This is a genomic window from Stenotrophomonas sp. STEN009, assembly GCF_056760395.1.
The window spans coordinates 15,029-37,229 of the sequence record NZ_JBRRES010000037.1; the positions used below are offsets into that span (position 1 = coordinate 15,029).

The 22,201-nt window shown below is 67.4% G+C and carries 15 protein-coding genes; 13 read left to right on the forward strand and 2 right to left on the reverse strand.

The window, feature by feature from the left end; all coding sequences use genetic code 11:
- Window positions 1-6: 6 nt before the first annotated feature.
- From gmk to ACVOMM_RS15670, 3 genes are all read left to right on the forward strand, one after another.
- A complete protein-coding gene (gene gmk, locus ACVOMM_RS15660) occupies window positions 7-672 on the forward strand; it encodes a guanylate kinase (protein ID WP_053519456.1) in 666 nt (221 codons plus the stop codon).
- Window positions 673-782: 110 nt separating this feature from the next.
- On the forward strand, window positions 783-1,082 hold the full coding sequence (gene rpoZ / locus ACVOMM_RS15665; RefSeq protein WP_005410877.1) for a DNA-directed RNA polymerase subunit omega: 300 nt from the start codon (window positions 783-785) through the stop codon (window positions 1,080-1,082).
- Between the two features lie 106 nt (window positions 1,083-1,188).
- Window positions 1,189-3,351 carry a RelA/SpoT family protein gene (locus ACVOMM_RS15670; protein WP_053519455.1) on the forward strand — a complete coding sequence of 721 codons (2,163 nt, stop codon included), beginning with the start codon at window positions 1,189-1,191 and terminating at the stop codon, window positions 3,349-3,351.
- Between the two features lie 172 nt (window positions 3,352-3,523).
- On the opposite strand, the gene catB is transcribed toward ACVOMM_RS15670, so the two are convergent.
- The gene (catB, locus tag ACVOMM_RS15675) at window positions 3,524-4,156 is read right to left on the reverse strand and encodes a type B chloramphenicol O-acetyltransferase (RefSeq protein WP_111186780.1); all 633 of its coding nucleotides are present in this window, start codon (window positions 4,154-4,156) and stop codon (window positions 3,524-3,526) included.
- Between the two features lie 220 nt (window positions 4,157-4,376).
- Between catB and ACVOMM_RS15680 the strand changes: the two genes are divergently transcribed.
- The 10 genes from ACVOMM_RS15680 (at window position 4,377) to ACVOMM_RS15725 (ending at window position 21,253) form a co-directional block, all read left to right on the forward strand.
- Window positions 4,377-4,763 carry a RidA family protein gene (locus ACVOMM_RS15680; RefSeq protein ID WP_053519454.1) on the forward strand — a complete coding sequence of 129 codons (387 nt, stop codon included), beginning with the start codon at window positions 4,377-4,379 and terminating at the stop codon, window positions 4,761-4,763.
- 7 nt (window positions 4,764-4,770) lie between these two features.
- Window positions 4,771-6,882, forward strand: a complete 2,112-nt coding sequence (gene recG, locus ACVOMM_RS15685) for an ATP-dependent DNA helicase RecG (protein WP_481526480.1) — start codon at window positions 4,771-4,773, stop codon at window positions 6,880-6,882.
- 299 nt (window positions 6,883-7,181) lie between these two features.
- Window positions 7,182-8,120 (forward strand): nucleoside hydrolase, encoded by a 939-nt coding sequence (locus ACVOMM_RS15690; protein ID WP_065181681.1) that lies wholly within the window; start codon window positions 7,182-7,184, stop codon window positions 8,118-8,120.
- A gap of 88 nt (window positions 8,121-8,208) precedes the next feature.
- Window positions 8,209-8,451: a type B 50S ribosomal protein L31 gene (locus ACVOMM_RS15695; protein WP_005410871.1), complete on the forward strand. Its 243-nt coding sequence runs from the start codon at window positions 8,209-8,211 to the stop codon at window positions 8,449-8,451.
- A 296-nt stretch (window positions 8,452-8,747) separates the two neighbouring features.
- Window positions 8,748-10,025, forward strand: coding sequence for a citrate synthase (locus tag ACVOMM_RS15700; RefSeq protein WP_164150898.1), 1,278 nt, complete (start codon window positions 8,748-8,750; stop codon window positions 10,023-10,025).
- A 289-nt stretch (window positions 10,026-10,314) separates the two neighbouring features.
- Entirely contained in the window at window positions 10,315-10,833 is a 519-nt protein-coding gene (locus ACVOMM_RS15705; protein ID WP_053520042.1) for a CS1 type fimbrial major subunit, read from the forward strand.
- A gap of 52 nt (window positions 10,834-10,885) precedes the next feature.
- A complete protein-coding gene (locus ACVOMM_RS15710) occupies window positions 10,886-13,645 on the forward strand; it encodes a TcfC E-set like domain-containing protein (protein ID WP_481526481.1) in 2,760 nt (919 codons plus the stop codon).
- Between the two features lie 254 nt (window positions 13,646-13,899).
- Window positions 13,900-14,772, forward strand: coding sequence for a CfaE/CblD family pilus tip adhesin (locus ACVOMM_RS15715; protein WP_345776101.1), 873 nt, complete (start codon window positions 13,900-13,902; stop codon window positions 14,770-14,772).
- Window positions 14,773-14,794: 22 nt separating this feature from the next.
- On the forward strand, window positions 14,795-15,502 hold the full coding sequence (locus tag ACVOMM_RS15720) for a pilus assembly protein (protein ID WP_180875899.1): 708 nt from the start codon (window positions 14,795-14,797) through the stop codon (window positions 15,500-15,502).
- A 51-nt stretch (window positions 15,503-15,553) separates the two neighbouring features.
- The gene (locus ACVOMM_RS15725) at window positions 15,554-21,253 is read left to right on the forward strand and encodes an ESPR-type extended signal peptide-containing protein (RefSeq protein ID WP_180875900.1); all 5,700 of its coding nucleotides are present in this window, start codon (window positions 15,554-15,556) and stop codon (window positions 21,251-21,253) included.
- A gap of 84 nt (window positions 21,254-21,337) precedes the next feature.
- Here the strand turns inward: ACVOMM_RS15725 and ACVOMM_RS15730 are convergent, their stop codons facing one another.
- Window positions 21,338-21,985, reverse strand: coding sequence for a hypothetical protein (locus ACVOMM_RS15730; protein ID WP_481526482.1), 648 nt, complete (start codon window positions 21,983-21,985; stop codon window positions 21,338-21,340).
- Window positions 21,986-22,201: the final 216 nt, after the last annotated feature.

Consider the following 22,201-nt stretch of genomic DNA (forward strand, 5'->3'; position numbering starts at 1 on the left):
CCGTGCATGAGCGCCCCGTCCACCCCGTCGGCCACCATCGCGCGCGGCACGCTGTACATCGTTGCCGCCCCTTCAGGCGCCGGCAAGAGCAGCATCGTCAACGCGACGCTGGCCCGCGACCCGCAGATCGCCCTGTCGATCTCCTTCACTTCGCGGGCCATGCGACCGGGTGAAGTGAACGGTGAGCACTATCACTTCGTCACCGCAGAGAAGTTCGAGCAGATGATTGCTGCGGGCGACTTCTTCGAGCATGCATGGGTGCACGGAGACTGGAAGGGCACGGCGCGGCAGTCGGTGGAACCGCAGCTGGCGGCCGGCCAGGATGTGCTGCTGGAGATCGACTGGCAGGGCGCGCAGCAGGTCCGGCAGCTGGTACCGGGCACGGTCACCGTGTTCATCCTGCCGCCGTCCAAGCAGGCCCTGCAGGACCGCATGCGCAAGCGTGGGCAGGACAGCGAGGCGGTGATCGCCCAGCGCCTGGGCGCCGCCCGCGACGAGATGCTGCACTTCAACGAGTTCGACTACGTCATCGTCAACGAGGTGTTCGACACCGCCGTGGACGAGCTGTGCGCGATCTTCACCGCCAGCCGCCTGCGCCGCGAGGCCCAGAAGGTCCGCCACGCCGGGCTGATCCAGGCCCTGTTGACCCCTGATCCGGGCGCAACTGACTGATTCCAAAAGAATCGGGTGAGGGTTGGCTTGATTTTGTCCAGCCCCTGCCGGTACACTCCGTCCCCTTTCCCTCATTCGACTGAGCGGCCGACCGGTCGCCGGGAGCCCGTATGGCCCGCATCACCGTAGAAGATTGCCTGGAAGTCGTTAACAACCGTTTCGAGCTGGTCATGATGGCCTCCAAGCGTGCCCGCCAGCTCGCCAATGGCGTGCAGGCCACGCTGGACAACAGCGAGACCGAGGACAAGCCGACCGTGCTGGCGCTGCGCGAGATCGCTGCCCGCAAGATCGACAACGCGCTGATCGACGAAGTCGAGAAGGCCGAGCGTGAGCGCGCCGAGCGCGAAGCGCTGGAGTGGGCCGCCGCGGAAGTGGTCGCCGATGAAGACATGTCCAAGAACGACGATTGATCGCATCGATCAACGTCATCGCTGGACACGCCGAACAGCCCGCCCCGTGCGGGCTGTTTCGCATTCAGGATTTGCCGTAAACGTCGCGCTGGAATAGGCTTCGGGCATGAACCCAGGCCCCACTGCCAAGGTCGCCGCAGCCCCCACTGCCGCCGTACCCGACTACGTCCTCCAGCTTGAACGCGCCGCCCATTACCTGCCGCCGGAGCAGCTGCCGCTGCTGCGCCGTGCCTGGGAAGTCGGGGCCGCTGCGCACGCTGGGCAGACACGCAAGTCGGGCGAGCCCTATATCACCCATCCTGTGGCGGTTGCGCAGGTGCTGGCCGAGCTCGGCCTGGATGTCGAAGCGTTGATCGCCGCGATCCTGCACGACACCATCGAGGACACGCCGCTGACCCGCGAGGCGCTGGCCGCCGAGTTCGGCGAGCCGGTTGCCGAACTCGTCGATGGCGTGACCAAGCTGGACAAGCTGAAGTTCCGGGACCGCCAGGAAGCTGCCGCGGAGAGCTTCCGCAAGATGCTGCTGGCGATGTCGCGCGACCTGCGCGTGATCATGATCAAGCTGGCCGACCGCCTGCACAACATGCGTACGCTGGGCGCCCAGAGCCGCGAAGCGAGGAGCCGCATCGCCCGCGAGACGCTGGAGATCTACGCGCCGATCGCGCAGCGGCTGGGCATGAGCCTGGTCAAGAGCGAGCTGCAGAACCTGGGCTTCAAGGCGTTGTATCCGTGGCGCCACGCGATCCTGGAAAAGCACATCCGCAGCCAGCCGGTGGTGCGCCGCGAGGCGATGGCGCAGGTGGAAGTGCAGCTCTCGCAGCGACTGGCGAAGGAGGGCATCGAACACCGCCTGGTCAGCCGCATCAAGACGCCGTGGAGCATCTACAACAAGATGCGCGACGAGAACAAGAGCTTCGACCAGGTGATGGACGTGTTCGGGTTCCGCCTGGTCGTGCGCAGCGTGCCCACCTGCTATCACGCACTGGGCTCGGTGCATGCCACGTTCAAGCCGCTGGACGGTCGCTTCCGTGACTTCATCGCCATTCCCAAGGCCAACGGCTACCAGTCGCTGCACACCGTGCTGTTCGGACCGTATGGCTCGCCGATCGAGGTGCAGATCCGTACCGAGGAAATGGACCTGATTGCCGAGCGAGGCGTGGCCGCACACTGGACCTACAAGTTCGGTGGCGATTCGCCCAACAGCGCGCAGAGCCGTGCCCACGCGTGGATCGTCGAGTTGATCGATTCGCAGCGCGCGGCCGGCTCCTCGCTGGAATTCCTCGACAACGTGAAGGTCGACCTGTTCCCGGACGAGGTCTACCTGTTCACGCCGAAGGGGAAGATCCTGGCCCTGCCGCGCAATTCCACCGCGCTCGATTTCGCTTACGCCGTGCATACCGATGTCGGCAACATGGCGGTGGCCTCGCGCGTGGACAAGAAGCTGGTGCCGTTGCGCACCAAGCTGGTCTCCGGGCAGTCGGTGGAGATCATCACCGCGCGTTCGGCCACGCCCAAACCGCAGTGGCTGGAGTTCGTGGTCACCAGCAAGGCACGCACCGCGATCCGCCACCAGCTCAAGCAGCTGGAGCACGAGGACGCCGTGCAGCTGGGCCACCGCATGCTTGACCGTGCGCTGGAGGCGATGGATTCCTCGCTGGAGCGGCTGCCGAAGGGGCGCCTGGATGCATTCCTGGCCGAACACCGTTTCCCGCGCCTGGAGGCGCTGCTGGCCGAAGTCGCGCTCGGCAACTGGATGCCGACCCAGGCCGCGCAGGCGCTGATGGCCTATGCGGAACTGCGTGGCGGCCCGCATTCGCGCCACCACTCGCAGGAGAAGATCCTGATCAATGGCAGCGAGCGCGGCGTGGTCACCTTCGCGGGCTGCTGCCAGCCGATTCCCGGCGACGACATCATGGGGTACCACACCGCCGGCAAGGGCATCGTGGTGCATCGCATGGACTGCCCGAACCTGGCCGAGCTGCGCAAGTCGCCCGAGCGCTGGGTGCTGATCGGCTGGGATACCACCGTTTCCGGTGACTACGACACCTCGCTGGTGGTGGAAGTGGAGAACGGCACCGGCGTGCTGGCCCAACTTGCCGCCGCGATCGCGCAGAGCCAGTCCAACATCGAGCGCGTGGATTATCTGGATCGCGACTTCAACGCTGCCGTGCTGGCGTTCAACATCCAGGTGCGCGACCGCAACCACCTGGCCGAGGTCATGCGGCGCCTGCGCCGCCTGTCGGTCGTGCAGTCGGTGCGCCGCCAGTAAAGCCACGCCATGCGTGGATGGTTCTTGTGGAGCCGAGCCCACGCTCGGCTGCTCTTGCCTGAAGCAGCCGAGCATGGGCTCGGCTCTACGGATGGCGCATCGCAGGCCCGGATTGAAGTAGATCCACGCCATGCGTGGATGATATTCCGTGCACACGATGCGCGAGGTCGGATCACGCCGCCTGTTCGCGCCAATACGCATGCAGCGCCGGGATATCCCCAGCGGTCAGCAACGGCATCGCCGCCTTGATCTGCGCCAGCGGCCACTCCCACCACGCCATTTCCAGCAACCGCGCGATGTCCTCCGCTTCGAACCGGCTGCGCAGCACCTTGGCCGGGTTGCCGCCCACGATGGCGTAGGGCGCCACGTCGCGGGTCACCAGTGCCCGGCTACCGATCACGGCACCATCGCCGATGCGCACTCCCGGCAGGATCATCGCCTCGGCGCCGATCCACACGTCGTTGCCGATCACGGTGTCACCGGCCGGCCTGAAGGCGTCATTGGCCGCGGCAAAGGCCGACTCTTCCTGCATGTAGAAGAACGGAAACGTCGATGCCCAATCGTGCCGGTGGCCCTGGTTGCCAGCCATGATGAAGCTGACGCCGCTTCCTATCGAGCAGAAGCTGCCGATGATCAGCTTGTCCACGTCGTCGCGATCAGGCAGCAGGTAGCGCGCGCAGTCGTCGAAGCCGTGCCCGTGGTAATAGCCGGAGTAGTAGCTGTAGCGGCCGACGAGGATGTTGGGGTTGGTGACCATTTCGGTCAGCAGCTTGCCCTTGAAGGGGGAGTCGAACACGTTTGCCATGGCTTGGTCCCACAGGAATCAGCAGCCAGTCTACGGATGCGCCCGGCCCGGAGACCATGGGTGGATGGTGCACCGGTAGCGGGGGGGGGGGCGGCGGGCCCGCCGCCCCCCCCCCCCCCCCCACCCACCCCCCCCCCCCCCCCGGGGCCCCCCGCCCCCCCCCCCCCGCTACCGGGTTGCTACAATCGCCGCTCTGTTTTCCAAATGCACCGGAGCGACCATGTCCCGCCAGATCATCAACACCGAAAAGGCGCCTGCCGCCATCGGCCCTTACTCGCAGGCCGTGCGCGCCGGCAACACCGTGTACTTCTCCGGCCAGATCCCGCTTGATCCGGCGACCGGCGACATCGTCGGTGCCGGTGATGTCGAAGCCCAGGCCCGCCGCGCGTTCGACAACCTCAAGGCCGTGGCCGAAGCTGCCGGCGGTTCGCTGGACCAGGTCGTGCGCCTTGGCCTGTACCTGACCGACCTGGGCGAGTTCGCCAAGGTCAACGCGGTCATGCAGGACTACTTCCAGGCTCCGTTCCCGGCCCGTTCCACCATCGAAGTCTCCGGCCTGCCGAAGGGCGCCAACTTCGAGGTCGACGCGGTGATGGTCATCGACTGACGCCCCCGTGGCACGCAAGGCGGCGGTCACTCCGGTCCTGTCACCGTCCGGCGAAGCATCCCTGGCGATGCTCGCCGGCGTGGGTCCGGCCGTGGCCGCCAAGCTGCAGGCGCGTGGCCTGGCCACCCTGCAGGATCTCTGGCTTCACCTGCCGCTGCGCTATGAGGACCGGACCCGGCTGACCCGCATCGAAGACCTGCGATCCGGCGTGCCGGCACAGGTGGAAGTGCGCGTCGTCGCGGTCGAGCGCGGCATGCGCTACCGGCCGATGCTGAAGGTGGCGGTCGAGGACGAGGGGCAGGGCACCCTGGTGCTGCGCTTCTTCCATTTCCGCCAGCAGCAGGTCGGCCAGTTCGCGGTCGGCAACCGCCTGCGCTGTTTCGGAACGCCCAAGCCGGGCCACCTTGGCCTGGAAATCGTTCATCCCAGCTACCAGGTGCTGGGGCGCAACGATGATCCTGAACTTGGCGACCGCCTCGATCCGGTGTATCCCACGGTGGAAGGTGTGGGCCCGATGACGATGCGCAGGCTGATCGGCCAGGCACTGGATCGCCTGCCTGAAGAAGCCGCGCTGGAACTGCTGCCCGTCGGCTGGCTCGATGGCCTCGGCCTGCCGTCGCTGCGCAGTGCGCTGCTGACGGTGCACCGGCCGCCACCGGATGCCGACCTGGCCGCGCTGGCCGCCGGCACCCATCCGGCGCAGCGCCGGCTGGCGATGGAAGAACTGCTGGCGCACCACCTCAGCCTGCGTCGCCAGCGCATCGCGCTGCAGGCGCATCATGCGCCGCCGCTGGCCGGCCCCGGTGCGCTGGCCAAGGCGCTGCTGAAGCAGCTGCCGTTCGCCCTCACCGGCGCGCAGGCGCGCGTATTCAAGCAGATCCGCGAAGACCTCGCGCGACCTCGTCCCATGCTGCGGCTGGTGCAGGGCGACGTGGGTTCCGGCAAGACCGTGGTGGCCGCGCTGGCCGCCATGCTGGCGGTAGAGCAGGGCAAGCAGGTCGCGCTGGCCGCGCCCACCGAACTGCTGGCCGAACAGCATCTCAACAACCTGCGCGGCTGGCTGGAACCGCTGGGCGTACGTATTGCCTGGCTGGCCGGCAAGGTCACCGGCAAGGCGCGCGCGAAGGTGATGGAACAGGTCGCCAATGGCGAAGCGCAGGTGGTGGTCGGTACCCACGCGCTGATGCAGGAGGCGGTGGTGTTCCAGGACCTCGCCCTGGCCATCGTCGACGAACAGCACCGCTTCGGCGTGCACCAGCGCCTGGCGCTGCGCGACAAGGGCGCCGGTGGCAACAGCGTGCCACACCAGCTGGTGATGACCGCCACACCGATTCCGCGCACGCTGGCGATGTCCGAGTACGCGGACCTGGACGTATCGGCCATCGACGAACTGCCGCCGGGCCGTACGCCGGTGCAGACCGTGGCCCTGAACAACGACCGCCGGCCGGATCTGATCGAACGTATCGCCCTGGCCTGCGCGGAAGGACGGCAGGTGTACTGGGTGTGCACGCTGATCGAGGAAAGCGAAGAGCTGGATGCCACGCCCGCACAGGCCACCTTCGAATCGCTGCAGGCGCTGCTGCCGGGCGTGCGCGTGGGGCTGGTGCACGGGCGGATGAAGGCCGTCGAGAAACAGGCGACCATGGTCGCGTTCAAGGCCGGTGACATCGACCTGCTGGTGGCGACCACGGTGATCGAAGTGGGTGTGGACGTGCCCAATGCCTCGCTGATGGTGATCGAGAACGCCGAGCGTCTGGGCCTGGCCCAGCTGCACCAGCTGCGCGGTCGCGTCGGCCGCGGTTCGGCGGTGTCGCGCTGCGTGCTGCTGTACCAGGCACCGCTTTCGCAGATGGCGCGTGAGCGTCTGCAGACCATGCGCGAAACCAACGATGGCTTCGTCATCGCCGAGAAGGACCTGGAACTGCGCGGGCCGGGCGAACTGCTTGGCACGCGGCAGACAGGCCTGGCCGGCTTCCGCATCGCCGATCTGGCACGCGACGCCGGCCTGCTGCCCGGCGTGCATGACCTGGCCGAGCGCCTGCTGGCCCAGCAGCCCGCACTGGCCGACCGCGTGGTCAGCCGCTGGATCGGCACGGCCGTGCGCTACGCCTCGGCGTAAGCGGCCTCTCTGCGCTGAGCGCGGGAGTCGAGCATGGCTCGACTCTACAGACAGCCTTCTCGATCATCCCGTGGAGGTGTCGACCAAGGTCGACACCTACCAGAGCAAAATGCCGTTCCGACAGGCCGCGGGAAACTGTCGGACCCACCCCCGCCATCCCCCAGAAAACCAGCTTTTGCCGTTGCTCTGGCGTTTGCCGTTGATTCGGCGGGTGCAGGGCACAGCCCTGCCAGAACCCCCATACTTGCAACGGTCATCATCCCGGTCCACACTTCGTTGCCGATCTGAAGACGGCAACAATGACCCACAAGATCCCCCTGTTGATCGACACCGATCCCGGTGTGGACGACGCCCTGGCCCTGCTCATGGCCTTTGCCGATGAACGGCATGACGTGGTCGCCCTGACCATCGCCGCCGGCAATGTCGGCCTGCAGTACACCGTCCGTAACGCCCTCAAGCTCTGCGACATCGTCGGCCGTCCCGACGTGCCGGTGTTTGCCGGCAGCCCCGATCCGCTGCTGCATCCCTCCGTCGATGCCGCGCATGTGCACGGCCGTGATGGCTACGGCGATGTCGATCTGCCACCGCCGGGCCGACAGGCCGAAGCCGAGCATGCCGCGCTGGCGATCCTGCGCCTGTCGCACAAGCATGCCGGCGAACTGATGCTGGTGATGCTCGGCCCGCTGACCAACCTGGCGCTGGCGCTGAAGCTGGACCCGACCCTGCCTGAGCGCATCAAGCGCATCGTGGTGATGGGCGGCGCGGTCACCTGCCACGGCAACATCACGCCGGCGGCGGAGTTCAACATCGCCTTCGATCCGGAAGCGGCGCACGTGGTGTTCACCGCATTCAAGCACCTGCTGGTGTCGGACTGGGAAGCCACCGTCGCCCACGGCCTGCCGCTGCAGCAGGCCGAGACGTGGCTGCAGGCAGATTCGGAGCGTGCCCGCTTCTATGAGCTGATCTCGCGCAAGACCCGTGGCCTGTCCGAAGACAGCAAGGGCGGACGCTGGTACACCGCCGATGCCCTGGCCATGGCCTGGGCGCTGAACCCGGAAGGGCAGCTGCGGGTGGAATCGCGGCCGCTGAACGTGGAACTGAACGGAACGTTCAGTCGCGGCGCGACCCTCGTCGACTGGAACCGCCAGACCGGCCAGCCGGACAACTGCGACCTGCTGATGGCCTACGACCAGGCCCGCTTCGAAAGCCTTGTGCGGCAGGCACTTGGCGCGGACTGAGCGCGGATCCACGCCACCGGTTGCCCCAAGGGGCGGCCGGTGCTTATAATGCCGCTCTTGACCACCAGCCCATTTACGGTGTGAGCCCATGAAGGCCGATATCCATCCGAACTACCGCGACGTCGTCTTCCATGACGTCACCTCCGATTTCAAGATCCTGACCCGCTCCACCATGGCGACGAAGGAAACCATCCAGTGGGAAGACGGCAACGAATACCCGCTGGTCAAGGTTGAAATTTCCTCGGCTTCGCATCCGTTCTACACGGGCAAGCACAAGGTCATCGACACCTCGGGCCGCATCGACAAGTTCCAGAAGCGCTACGCGCGCTGATCTGTCGATCCCGCTCCGAACCGACGGCCGCGCTCTGCGCGGCCGTTTGTTTTTCCCCGGCGCCTGCCCAACAGGCGTTTGGATGGACAGAACACTGCGTTCGCGTGACAACGCTTTTGCCGATCCGGGCCACTCGCTGGCCGGGTTCCGGCCGCCTGCCGTCTACGACTTCCGTCTAGCACCGGGCAAATGCTGCTGTGCGATAATGGCGTGATCCACGACACAGGTCGTGGACGTCATTCACGTGCCTGACCAATGCGCTTGGGCAGGCGCCTTCCCATGAAGGAGCGCACACAGTGTCCGATCTTGATCAGGTCACGCTCAACGCCGGCGACACGTCGGTCGTTCTGCCCGTCATCAAACCCACCCTTGGCAACGACTGCGTCGACATCGCGAAGCTGACCAAGGAAACGGGGTTCTTCACCTACGATTCCGGCTTCACCGCGACGGCCAGCTGCAAGTCCGCCATCACCTACATCGACGGCGACAAGGGCGTGCTGCTGTACCGCGGCTACCCGATCGAACAGCTGTCGGAAAAGTCGAGCTACGTCGAAGTGGCCTACCTGCTGATCAACGGCGAGCGTCCGAGCGCCGAGCAGCTGAAGGCCTTCACCGATGAGCTGGCTGCCGAGGCCAACGTCCCCGATTCGATCAACACCCTGATCGGCAGCTTCGCCAAGGATGCCCATCCGATGGCCATCCTGGCTGCCGCGATCGCGCAGCTGTCGGCCGTCTACCACGACGCGCTGGACCTGTCCGACGCCGAACAGCGCCGCCAGGCCGCCGTGCGCCTGATCGCCAAGGTGCCGACCCTCTCGGCGCTGATCTACCGTCACGGCAAGGGCCTGCCGGCCAACACGCCCGACACCTCGCTGGACTACGTCAGCCGCTTCCTGAAGCAGACCTTCGAGTCGGCCGACGGCCAGTACGAACTGAATCCGGACGTGGTCAAGGCGCTGGACCTGCTGTTCATCCTGCACGCCGACCACGAGCAGAACGCGTCCACCTCGACGGTGCGCCTGGTCGGCTCGACCGGTGCCAATCCGTATGCGTCGGTTGCCGCAGGCGTCACCGCGCTGTGGGGTCCGGCCCATGGCGGTGCCAACGAAGCCGTGCTGAAGATGCTGGAAGAAATCGGTTCGGCCGACAACGTGGAATCGGCCGTGCTCAAGGCCAAGGACAAGACCTCCGGCTTCCGTCTGATGGGCTTCGGCCACCGCGTCTACAAGAACTTCGATCCGCGCGCCAAGGTCATCGGCGAGATGACCAGCAAGGTGCTCAAGCAGCTGGGCGTGCAGGACCCGCTGCTGGACGTGGCCGTGAAGCTGGAGCAGGCCGCGCTGCAGGACGACTACTTCGTCGCCCGCAAGCTGTACCCGAACGTCGATTTCTACAGCGGCATCATCTACAAGGCGCTGCAGATTCCGACCGAGATGTTCACCGTCATGTTCGCCCTGGGCCGTACCTCCGGCTGGGTGTCGCATTGGCTGGAACAGCAGGTCGATCCGGAAATGAAGATCGGCCGTCCGCGCCAGGTCTACACCGGCAGCGACGTGCGCGACTACCAGGGCTGATCGCCCCGCAATCGCAACGTGGAAGAACGCCCCCGCAAGGGGGCGTTTTTTTTTTCCCATGCCGTGGTCGTGCCCTGGTCGGAGCAATGCCGAAAGCGTCGCATTCTGCTGGTCACGGCACGCGCGATGCGTGTGTGATGTCGCAGAAGTACGCGTAATCGGCAATCAAGAAACGTTGCATGTACACCGCAGGAGCCGATCAATACCTTGACCGCGCTGCTGGCAGGGCAGGTCCGTGCCGGCAGTGCTTCCATCCAGGAGGCAACCCAATCCATCAGAGAGAGAAACCATGTCGCACATGTTCAAGAAGGCCGCCCTGGCCGTGGCGCTCGCCGGCGCCTCGCTGACCGCGCAGGCCGCCGTGGAAACCAACATCACCGTGTGGGCGAACGTCGATCCGACCCTGTCCCTGCTCAAGGCCGACGGCACCGCGCTGCCGGACGCGGTGCAGCTGGTCTACCGCGCCGGCGGTGCCGGCCTGTCGTCGTGGACCGAAGATGTGCGCATCTTCACCAATGACACCGAGAAGGACGTCAGCGTGCGCCTGGCGGCCGACGCCGTGCTGCGTCCCGACCTGGCCGCACCGGGTGCCATCAACGTGCCGCTGACGGTCAGCCTCAACGGCCGCGCCCTGGAGACCACCCCGATCGACTTCGCTGCAGACGACCTGTTCGACAGCGCGATTCCGGGTGCGTCGATCGCCATGCCGCTGCGCGTGCAGCAGACCGTGTCCGGCGAGATCAACTTCGCGGGCCTGTACAGCGGCACCGTTGCGCTGGTCGTGTCGCAGAACACCGCCGCGCCGTAATCCCCACCGCGCCGGCCCGTGCGCGGGCCGGCCGGCCATCGGTTGTCTCCCCATGTTGATACCTGCACCTGCCCACAGCCGGCTGGCGGTCGCGCTCGCCCTGACGTTGGCCATTCCGGCCCTGCCGGCTGTCCACGCACGGCCGGTACCGGCCGGTTTCGAAGACCTCGCCAGCGGCCAGACCGAGCGTGTCGAGGTACGCCTGTTCGGGCAGTCGGCCGGCCTGTGGTCCGCCTGGGTCACGCTGGATACGGTGCAGCTGGACCAGCCCGCGCAGGTACTGGAAGCCCTGGGTCTCAGCGCCGATGCGCGCGACGCGCTGCAGGCGGCACTGGCTGCACCGCTGCCGCGCAACAGTCATCTGGCCTGTCCCTACGGCCAACCGGATCCCGGCTGCGGCTGGATCGACAGTCCGGACGATCCTGCGCAGGTGCACGCCATCTTCGATGAAAGCGATGGCGTGCTGATGTTGTTTCCGGCACGCCGGTGGCTGCCACAGCAGAGCGCGCAGCGCTCGCCGTTCCACCAGGTGTCCGAGCAGGCACAGAACGCGCTGCTGCAGCAGCAGACCGTGAATTTCAGCGGGGGCGATGGCTATCAGGCGTTGAGCGTGCAGGGCAGCACGGTGCTTGGCGTGCTGCGCGATGGCCATGTCGCCAGCAGCTGGAACTACAGCCGCCAGGCGCGGCAGGGTTATCGCGCGCATGACCGCTTCCAGCTGGACGATCTCTACTATCGCCACGATCTTGCCCAGCGCCACTACGTGCAGCTGGGCCGCATGGACCGGCGCAATCTGTCCAGCCAGCAGGGCGGCACCTTCGGGTTCGGCATGCTGCCGCTGGATCGCTTCGAAGGGCTGCGCGTGGGTACCACGCAGGCCTACGTCGATACCGACGCGAACGTCGCCTCCACCCCGTTGACCGTGCTGCTCGGCCGCGATGCACGCGTGGACGCCTTCGACGGTGATCGCCTGCTGCAGACCTTTTACCTGCAGGCCGGTGTCAACGATCTCGATACGCGCCGGTTTCCGCTCGGCAGCTACACCGTCACCCTGCGCATCTATGAGGATGGCCGCTTCGTGCGCAGCGAGGAGGCGCCCTTCAGCCGGGGCGGCGACTGGTCCGAGCGCAGCCTGCAGTGGTTCGTGCAGGGCGGGCGCCGTCGTGCGCATGCGACACGTGCAAGTGACATCGGCGATGCGTCCGACACGGCGGTACAGGCGGGGTTGCGCATCCCCCTTGCGCGCAACTACGGCATGACAGCGGGTATCGCCCGCGTCGCCGATACCGGTTACGGCGAACTGCGCCTGGAGGGACGCCAGCAGTTCGGGCGGCATGACCTGCAGGCGATGGTCGGCGTGCTGAACGGAGGCGACGGCAGCCACGGCCTGCAGCAGCAGCTGAGCTATCGCCACTACGCGTCCTGGAATGTCTATCGGCAACGCCTGCGCGGCGGTGCGTGCCAGAGCAGCACGCCGGTGCTGCATGACCGTTTCGGTTGTGTCGATGCGCTCAGTGCCTCGGTATCGGCGCCCCTGTTCGGCGGCAGCCTGTACCTGGGATACACGCGCCGGCGCAGCTTCACCCCGGAGTGGAGCCTGCCCGGCGAAGACGACGATGCCTGGACGGGCCTGCCGCCGGGCCTGCAGCCGCCGCATGTGCCGGCGCTGCGTCCTGCGCAGACCTCGCGCAGCCTGCAGGCCAGTTACAGCCGTACCCGGCAGTGGCGTGGACTGAGCATCGGCAGCCGGCTGGGGGTGTGGCAGCAGGACACCGATACCGGCAGCGGGCGCGGGCCTGCCCGTGATCGCGGCCTCTACCTGAACATTGCAGTCTCGCGGCTGCAGCGGATCGACGACGGCAGCGTGCAGCAGCGCGTGGCGCTGGACATGCGCCAGCCCCAGCACAGCCGCCCGGATGCCCGCCTGGGCCTGTCGCATTCGTTGCGGCAGGAGCGCGACGGCGACGCGCGCGATCTGGGCGCCGAGCTGAGCGCGTACAACGACGACCGCTACAGCGCGCTGGCCAGCGCCCGTATCGACAACCGCTTCGGGCAGAGCGGTGCATCGGTGTCGTACTACCAGCACCACGGTGGGGGTGAACTGGCCTACAGCGGCAACCACACGTCGGGGCTGTCGCTGTCCGCACGCGGGCTGCACTGGGGCGGCGCCCATGGCGCCGATGCCGGGGTAGTGGTCAGCGTGGACGATGCGCGCGATCTGGAACTGAGTGGCGCGGCTGCCGACATCCGCGCCGGCAGCAACCGGCGCCGCATCCTCGGCTTCGGCGAGCGCCGGCTGCTGCCGCTGGGCGGCTACCAGCGCCACCGCGTGGACGTGCAGGACGCCAGTGCGCACGACAGCGACGCCGCAGTGCGTGTCGCCCGCCTGGGCGCGGCGCAGCACGCCTTCCTGCTGCCGGGAAAGGTGATCGCGCTTCCGGTCACGCTGGACGTGACCTACACCTTCATCGGCAACGCACGCGACATCGCCGGTACCCCGCTGGAAGGCGCCCGCATCCTCAATGCACCGGTGCCCTCGCTGGGCCGCGACGGCGGCTTCATCGCCGAATTCCCGCAGCGCGAGCCGGTGCTCTACCTGCTGCGTGCAGGCGACCTGCTGCAGTGCCCGCTCACCGTGCGTGAGCGCCGCAGCGTGGTGCTGCTGGTCGGCCAGGTGCAGTGCGAACCGCTGGCGCTGGAGCAGTTGCCGGCACCGATCCGCCACCAGGCGCGGGTACAGCGCCTGTTGAACGAACTGGCACCGGTGGCGGGGCGCAACGAACGCAACGTGATGAGTGGAGGTGCGCGATGAGGACCGCATGGAGGCTGCTGCTGGCCGCGGCCTGCCTGCTTGGCAGTGCACAGGCGCTGGCACAGCGCCCACCGGCAACGACGCCGGCCACCGGCGTGATCACCACCGACATCGTCCGCACCTTCGACCGCTCCGCGCCCGAAGCGCTGGAGCTGTGGGCGCCGCGGACGGTGCTCGGGTATGGGGAGGTGGAGCTGGGGTACGGGAAGATCCATCTGACGTGTGATCGAGACGTTGGACAAGGACGGTGTCCAATGCATGACACTCAGGAGGGGCCGCTCGCTGGCAAGGACTTCACTCTCAGCTTTCGAGAGCAACGAAGTGGACAAAGAATTGACCTTCGGACTGTCGGCTGGTTGGAGCGTGTGGAGTGGGAACGAGATTGCAGTATCGATTATTGGGATCAAGCCAAATTTCCGCTTTGGACATCCGCCAGTAATGATTGCCAGGTTCCTCCTGGAGGCACAGCAGCAAGATTGGTAATAGAGGATCAGGACGTCGCAGATCTCGTCGCCGGCCGCTGGACTGCAGAACTCCGCCTCAACCTGCGCATCGATCCTGACGGCCCGATCATCGCCACCCACGTCTTCCGGTTCGATCTGACCATCACCGATCGCGACCGCACCATGATCTACCTGCCCGAGTTCGGCATGGCCGAGCCGCTGGTGGGCCTGCAGCTGGACTACCGGCCGATTCCCTCACCCGGCACGATCGGTGGCACCGCCGTGCTGGACATGTGTCTGTACGACGGCATGGGCTCGCAGAGCGAGTATCTGGCCATCACCGCACGTGACATGGGCCCCGCCGCGCCGGGCCGTCCGCCATCGCAGTACTCGGTCTGGCACCGCGACGGTGGGCGCGAGGCGCAGGACCGCCTGGACTACCAGCTCAGCCTGGACCACAGCGGCCAGAAGATCGCCCTGCACAACAACGAGGAAGTGCTGCTGCGCGGCATCGATACCGCCGAGCTGCGGCTGGTGATGCTGCCCGACATGAACCAGTGGGTGTACTGCGTGCCCACGCCGCTGACCCTGGAAACCCCCCGTGTGCCGGCGTCCGAGAAACGCGAGGGCTACTACGACGGCCGCCTCAAGCTCGAAATGCGCCTGCCGACCGACCGCCTCTGACCTTCCTTTGGAACCCGATCCCATGAGCAAGATTCCCCTGGCCGGCGCGCTGCTGCTGGCCCTTCTGCCAGCGGCACCGGTGCTGGCCAATCTCAACGTCCATCCGATGCGCGTGCATGCCGAAGCCGGCAAGACCACGACCGTGCGCGTGCATTCGCAATCACCGCAGCCGCAGTACGTGCAGGCCACGGTGAAACGCATCCTGCACCCGGCCAGTGACCACGAGGAAGAAGTCGATGAGGCCGTCGGCACCGCCGCCGTCATGGCGGTCACGCCAGGACGCTTCGGTCTGGCAGGGGGCGGCACGCGCCTGATACGGATCATTCCGCTGCAGCCGGTCGAGCAGGAAACCGCGTTCCGCGTCTACTTCGAAGGCGTACGCGGTCCCGATGACAGCACGCCGGAGGTACCGGTGCAGGGCGCCAGCGCCACCCTCGGCGTCAGCCTGGTCTGGGGCGTGCTGGTCAATGTGCTGCCCGCCGAGGGGCGCGTCGAGATGGCCCTGGACGGTGATCGCCTGTTGAACCGCGGCACGCTGCGGCTCGGCGTCAACCAGGTGCAGGACTGCGCCGCAGACGGCCGCTGCACCACGCACGAAATCAAACGCAGCCTTTACCCCGGCGCGGCGATGACGCTGCCGTTCGTGCCCCGCGCTGGCGGGCGTGTGGAGATCGACTACCGGCTCAGCCACGCCGGCTTCCGTGAGCACCGGCAGACGCTGCAGCCCTGACTGCCTGGCCTTGCGCCCCCAGGTTCCCGTTTCCCAACCACCGAGACATCGATGAATCGCATCTACCGTTTGATCTGGAATACCCGCCTGCGCTGCTGGGCCGTGGCCAGCGAGCACACCCGTTCGCGCGGCAAGCCGGCTTCGGCGGCACGCCCGCTTGCCGCCGCCCTGTGCGTGATGCTGGCCGCTCCCGCGTTCGCGACCGAGGTTGCATCGGATCCGTTGATCGTGCCCGACGCCATTGCGGCGGAGGCTGACGCAGCACCGGCAGAGTGGGACGCGTTGATGAGCGCGTTCATCGGCTCGCCTGCCACGTCGCGCAGTGTCGGCACTACCAGCTACCAGAACGTGCTGATCGGTGGGGGTTCCACGGTCAACAGCACCAAGGGCGTGGCCATCGGCGTGGGTTCGGTCACGGCGTTCGACGGCATCGGTATCGGCAACAATGCCCAGGGACTTGCCGGTGGCGTGGCCATCGGCATCAATGCGGGCACGGGAAGCGGCGAAGGGGGCACTGCGATCGGCAAAAGCGCCACGGCGCTGGGAGTCGGGGCCGTCGCGATCGGCCTCAACAGCTACGTTGGCGCGTCCGGTAACAGTGCGGTCGCGGTCGGGCGCAATGCCCGGGCCGAGGGTAGCGATGCCACGGCGATGGGGCCGAGGGCACAGGCGTCGGGATCCAGATCGGTAGCGCTGGGCAACAATGCGCAGGCACAGGCGCAGGGATCCGTCGTCATCGGTGACGGCAGCAGACTTGCCAACGGCAACGCACACCACGCCATCGTGATCGGCAGCGGTGCGCGCTCCGGCGGCTACGATGCGGGCATCGCCATCGGCCAGAACGCCGTGACCGACGGCCATGGCAAGGCCGTGGCGCTGGGTGCCAACGCCAATGCCGGGCAGAGCAATGCAGTGGCCCTGGGCGCCGGCTCGGTCACCAGTGCCGGCAACCAGGTCTCGGTGGGTAATGACACCCTCAAGCGCCGCATCGTCAATGTGGCCGATGGCACCCTGAGCACCACCAGCAGCGAAGCGGTGACCGGCAAGCAGCTGCACGCCACCAACCAGAGCATCGCCAGCGCAACGGGCACGGCGAACGCGGCGAAGACGGCCGCAGACCAGGCTGCGACGAAAGCCGGGCAGGCCTTGGCCAGGCTGGATGGCAGCCGCATCGCGATCGGTACCGGCGCCACTGCAACGGGCACCAACAGCACCGCCATCGGCAATGCTGCCGACGCGGCAGGTGGCTACAGCAACGCCCTGGGTTTCCAGGCGTCCAGTGCAGGCAGCAACGCCGTGGCGATGGGCACCCTGGCATCGGCGGACGGCAGCAGTGCAGTCGCGCTGGGCAATCGCGCGCGGACCGAGGGGGGCGACAACGGCGTGGCCATCGGCAATGCGGCGTTGGCCTACAACAATGACGGTCTTGCACTGGGCAACAATGCCCGCAGCGGCGTCAATGCGGCCGGTGAGCGCGTTGCCGCGTCCAACGGCGGCGTGGCGCTCGGCACCGGCTCGCGCAGCGGCAATGGCGGCGTGGCATCGGGCCTGCGTGCCTCGGCCACCGGCGATCGTGCCGTGGCCATCGGCAACGACGCCAAGGCCGACGTGATCCATGCCACCGCACTGGGCTATCAGGCGGCGGCCACAGGCAACCAGGCTACGGCGCTGGGCCGCGGCAGTGTGGCCAGCGCCCGCTTCGCTACATCCGTCGGCAATCTGTCCGAAGCGACGGCCGAGAGCAGTGCCGCCCTTGGCGACCGCGCGCTGGCCAACCACACCGGTTCGGTGGCGCTGGGCAGTTCTTCCACTACTTCCGGCAGCAACCAGGTCTCAGTCGGTAATGCCACGCTCAAGCGCCGCATCGTCAATGTGGCCGATGGCACGCTGAGCAGCACCAGCACCGAGGCGGTCACCGGCAAGCAGCTGCATACGACCAACCAGAATGTCACCGCAGTCACCCAGGCAGCTACTGCGGCCCAGGCCGATGCCACACGCGCGCTGACGGCCCTGGCCAGCACCACCACCGCCGTCGGCCAGGGGGCGTCGGCGGGTGGCAATGCCGTGGCGGTCGGCCATTCGGCGAAAGCGGAGGGCTCCCACAGCAACGCCTTCGGTTACCAGGCCAGCGCGGCCGGCGCCAATGCGGTAGGTGCCGGCACGCTGGCGGGCGCCGCGGCTGACTCCTCGGTGGCGCTGGGCAATCGTGCCGCCGTGGATGCCACTTCCAGCGGCGCCATCGCACTGGGCACCAACGCCAAGGTCAATGCGCAGGCGGGCAACAGCGTCGCCCTGGGCGCGGGCTCGGTGGCGACCGGCGCCAACCAGGTCTCGGTGGGCAGTGCCACGGTGAAGCGGAACATCGTCAATGTGGCTGACGGAACGCTGAGCACCACCAGCGCCGAGGCGGTGACCGGCAGGCAGCTGCATGCCACCAACCAGAACCTCGCCACGGTGAATGCGCTGGCCAACACCGCGCACAGCATCGCCAACGATGCGCAGACCAAGGCCAACGCGCTGGGGGGCCTGCTCAGCCAGAGTGCCGGCAACAGCGACGTTCGCGTCGGTGCCAGCAATACCGGTGGCGCGGTGGACATGCGCAACCAGTCCAGCGCCAACCGTCGCGTCACCGGCGTGGCCGACGCGGCACTCAGCAGCACCAGTGCCGATGCGGTCAGTGGCCGGCAGCTGCATGCCACCAACCAGAACGTCACGCAGGTCACCGCCACCGCCGCCACGCTCAGTGGCCTGGTCGGCCAGGCGGCAGCCGGCGGCGATCTGCGACTGGGCGCGCAGAACAGTGGTACCGTCCTCGATGTCCGTAACCAGGGCAACGCCAGCCGTCGTATCAGTGGCGTCGCCGATGGTGTGCTGAGTGCAGCCAGTACCGACGCGGTGAGTGGTCGCCAGCTCAACACCACCAACCAGAACGTGACCACGGCCACCACCCTGGCCAATACGGCGCACAGCGTAGCCAACGCCGCCCAGTCCACCGCCAACGATGCCCAGTTCAAGGCGAATGTGCTCGGCGGCCTGCTCAGCCAGACCTCGTCCACCGGCGACGTACGACTGGGAGCCGCCAACAGCGGCGGCGTGCTGGATGTGCGCAACCAGGGCAACCAGGCGCGTCGCATGCACGGCGTTGCCGCCGGTCAACTGTCGGCCACCAGTGACGATGCAGTCAGCGGCCGTCAGCTGTTCGACAGCAACGCGCAGATCGCCCGCAACCGTACGGACATCGACCGCCTGCGCGAGGACTTCGAGGGCTTCGATCCGGACCTGTCCGATGTGGTGCGTTTCGACGCAGGCGGCAATGTCGACCTGGAGGGTGGGCGCCTGCTCGCCGTAGGCGACGGGCAACTCAGTGCCGACAGCCGCGAGGCGGTCAATGGCGCGCAGCTGTTCGCCACCAATACGAACGTTGCCGAGCAGGGCGCGCAGATCGCTTCCGCGCGGGAAGACCTGGACGCGTTGCGCGTGGACTTCGACAACTACACGCCTAACCTGGGCAGTGTGGTGCAGTTCGGCGAGGACGGCACGGTGGACCTGAAGGATGCGCGTCTGGTCGCCCTGGCTGAGGGCGAGATCGGTGCAGGCAGCCGCGAGGCGGTCACGGGCGGGCAGCTGTTCGTGACCAATGAGCGGGTGTCGGTGCTGGAGGAGGCGCAGAAGTATGCGGTTGTCGGATTTGACGATCTGAGCATGCCGGCGCAAGCTGCGATTCTGGCGACGGCATTGGGCAGTGATACCAAGGCTATGGCTGAGGGTGCCACGGCGATCGGCAGTTTTGCTCACGCGCGAGGTAAGAATTCCGTCGCGTTGGGGCGTGCCGCGTATGTGCTTGACGGGGCTGAGGACGGATTCGCTTTGGGCGCTCGCTCCCAGGTGCAGAGCAATAACGGTATTGCGTTGGGTGGTGCAGCCAAGGTTCTGGCAGAGGCACGTAACAGCGTTGCTTTGGGCTACGGATCGATAGCTACCGAGGAGAATGAGGTTTCCTTGGGCGGAGCTGGTGCCCGACGAAAGGTCACCAATGCGATGAACGGTATCCACGCTTATGACCTCACCACTGTCGACCAGCTCTCCGGTGCAGTGAACGCTCTCGGCGGCGGCGCGGGGTTTGCCGCGGATGGCAGCGTGATTGCTCCCTCCTATGGTGTGCAGGGCTCCATACACGGCACGGTAGGCGATGCACTGGCCGCGCTGGATGCGGGCGTGAACAGCAATCGTGGCGGACTGGATGCGATGGACGCGCGCCTCGATACGCTGGATCAGGCGCGGGCGATGGCGGATGCCAGTGCCGTGCGCTTCGGCGCCGACCGTTCCGCCGTCGATTTCGGTGGCGCGCGCCTCATCAACGTCGGCGAGGGCGATATCAGCCATGCGGGTAGCCGGGAGGTGGTCACGGGTGGTCAGCTTCATGCCAGCAACCAGCGGATCGCTGGCCTGGAGGAGAAGCACCTGTACGCGGTCGTGGGCTATGACGAGCTGAGCAAGCCAGCGGAAGCGGCGCTCCTGGGTACTGCGTTGGGTAGTGACACCAAGGCGTTGGCGGAGGGTGCAACTGCCATTGGTAGTTATGCGCAAGCGAGGGGAAAGAACTCTGTCTCGCTGGGCCGCGCTGCGTTGGTGCACGTGGGGGCGGAGGACGGATTTGCACTAGGCGCGCGCTCGCAAGTACACATTCGCAATGGTGTTGCCCTCGGCGGCGCCAGCCAGGTTCTGCCGGACGCCGAAAACAGCGTAGCGCTTGGGCATAGTTCGCTTGCCAGCGGTGCATACGAAGTCTCACTTGGCCATGTCAACCTCAAGCGCCGCGTAACCAACGCTGCCAACGGCCGCGATGCCAGCGACCTCACCACCGTCTCCCAGCTCCGCAGCGCCTTCGCGGCTTTCGGCGGCGACATGCGCATGGATGCCGACGGCAACATCATCGCGCCGGAGTTCCACGTGCAGGGCCAGCGGCAGGCCACGGTCGGCGATGCGCTGAAGTCGCTCGACGGCGCGGTGGTCGACACGCGCCGGGATCTGGCCAGCATCGATGCGCGTTTCGAGCGCCTGTTCGACGATGGCGGCGTCCGCAATGACGGTACCGGCCAGCTGCGGCTGGCCGGGGAACACGGCAGGGTGCTGGGCAACGTGGCCAACGGCATGATCGCGCCGGGCAGCCGCGATGCGGTCAATGGCGGTCAGCTGCACGCCGTGCAGCAGCAGCTCAACGGCCGCATCGACGGACTGCAGTCGCAGATCGACGGGTCGGCGACGGCCAGCCGCCAGGCAGCGGTGGACGACGTCGCTGGCGAGTCGCCGGCGGACAGCCAGACCCCGGCCCCGCCGGTCAAGGACGCGCCGTCGGTGGCCTCCACCGACACGCCGAAGCCGAAGCCGGAAGCCGACGATCCGTTGCCGCAGGTGGACTCGCGTGCCGTGGATCAGGCGGTGAACCAGGCGCAGGCCTACACAGACCAGGCGATGGCCAGCGTGGACCGCCGGCTGGACCGGATGGACAAGCGCCTGAACCGGATGGCGGCGATGGGCAGTGCGCAGGCGGCGATGGCGATGAACACCGCCGGCCTGCAGACCTACAACCGCCTCGGCGCGGGTGTGGGCCATGCCGAAGGCGAGTCGGCGCTGGCGGTGGGTTACCAGCGCGTGCTCAACGAGCGCGGCTCGGCCACCTTCAGCCTCAATGGTGCCTTCACCAACAGCGGTGAGCGCACCGTGGGCGTGGGCTTCGGCGTGGGCTGGTAACCGGCAGGGCGACGCGGTCCGGTCGCCCTGATGCATGACGACGCCCCACGCGGGCCGCGGCGTGGGGCGTCTGCGTTGTGGGGCTCAGATGCTGCCGAGATAGCTTTCGATCTGCTCCTGGCTGAGCAGTTCGCGCAGCTGGGCCTGCGAGGCGCGCCGCATCGGCTTCTCGTCGACCGGTGACAGCGGTGCTTGGCGCAGGGCGTCATACGGCAGCACGGCCAGGTCGAACGTCAGGTCCTCCGCGCTGAACACCCAGACCGGCACGTCCAGGCTGCGCTCGCGGTCCAGGCGCAGCCGGCGCACGCGCGACTCGGCCGGAATGCCCTGTTCGTCCAGGAAGCGATGCACGGCTTCGGGGTCGTCGCTGTGCAGATGCACCTGCACGGGGCTGTTCGCATCGGCGGTGCCGTCCAGCACCGGGCCGACCAGGCGCGGGGCGAAGGCATGCAGGAATTCCAGTGCGCGCAACGCACCTTCGCGACGGCGCTGCAGCTCGTTGCCGTGCTGGGGACCAGCGAACAGGCGCTGGTATTCGCGCAGCGCGTCCTCGATCTCGACATTGCGGGGCAACGAGGCATCGTCATGGATGCCGAGCCGGCTGGCCGCCTTCAGTTTGGCCTGGTGGAAGTCGCGGATGCCGCCTTCGGCCATCAAGCGGGCGGCTTCGTGGGCGAGGCGGTGACGACGCTCACGGGTCTGGGTGGTGGCATGCTGGCGGGCGCGATGCATGCGGGAACTCCTGTTGCGACCTGGCTACAGACTAGCGCAACGGTGTGACATCTGCGTGGGCAATGGAGAAGGGATGCGGGGCCGGGCCCACGCTCGGCTGGGCGGGGCCGGGGGGGGGGGGGGGGGGGGGGGGGGGGCGGGGGGGCGCGGCCGGCCGGCGGGGGGCGGGGGGCCAGCAGCCCGGCCCGGCGCGGGGGGGGGGGGCGTGGGGGGGGG

Bases quoted from the DNA above. Each gene is read 5' to 3' on its own strand.
- ACVOMM_RS15730 (WP_481526482.1), bottom strand. From the start codon at position 21,985: ATGCATCGCGCCCGCCAGCATGCCACCACCCAGACCCGTGAGCGTCGT.
- gmk (WP_053519456.1), top strand. From the start codon at position 7: ATGAGCGCCCCGTCCACCCCGTCGGCCACCATCGCGCGCGGCACGCTG.
- ACVOMM_RS15715 (WP_345776101.1), top strand. From the start codon at position 13,900: ATGCATGACACTCAGGAGGGGCCGCTCGCTGGCAAGGACTTCACTCTC.
- catB (WP_111186780.1), bottom strand. From the start codon at position 4,156: ATGGCAAACGTGTTCGACTCCCCCTTCAAGGGCAAGCTGCTGACCGAA.
- ACVOMM_RS15695 (WP_005410871.1), top strand. From the start codon at position 8,209: ATGAAGGCCGATATCCATCCGAACTACCGCGACGTCGTCTTCCATGAC.
- ACVOMM_RS15680 (WP_053519454.1), top strand. From the start codon at position 4,377: ATGTCCCGCCAGATCATCAACACCGAAAAGGCGCCTGCCGCCATCGGC.
- ACVOMM_RS15670 (WP_053519455.1), top strand. From the start codon at position 1,189: ATGAACCCAGGCCCCACTGCCAAGGTCGCCGCAGCCCCCACTGCCGCC.
- ACVOMM_RS15710 (WP_481526481.1), top strand. From the start codon at position 10,886: ATGTTGATACCTGCACCTGCCCACAGCCGGCTGGCGGTCGCGCTCGCC.
- rpoZ (WP_005410877.1), top strand. From the start codon at position 783: ATGGCCCGCATCACCGTAGAAGATTGCCTGGAAGTCGTTAACAACCGT.
- ACVOMM_RS15705 (WP_053520042.1), top strand. From the start codon at position 10,315: ATGTCGCACATGTTCAAGAAGGCCGCCCTGGCCGTGGCGCTCGCCGGC.
- ACVOMM_RS15725 (WP_180875900.1), top strand. From the start codon at position 15,554: ATGAATCGCATCTACCGTTTGATCTGGAATACCCGCCTGCGCTGCTGG.
- ACVOMM_RS15720 (WP_180875899.1), top strand. From the start codon at position 14,795: ATGAGCAAGATTCCCCTGGCCGGCGCGCTGCTGCTGGCCCTTCTGCCA.
- ACVOMM_RS15690 (WP_065181681.1), top strand. From the start codon at position 7,182: ATGACCCACAAGATCCCCCTGTTGATCGACACCGATCCCGGTGTGGAC.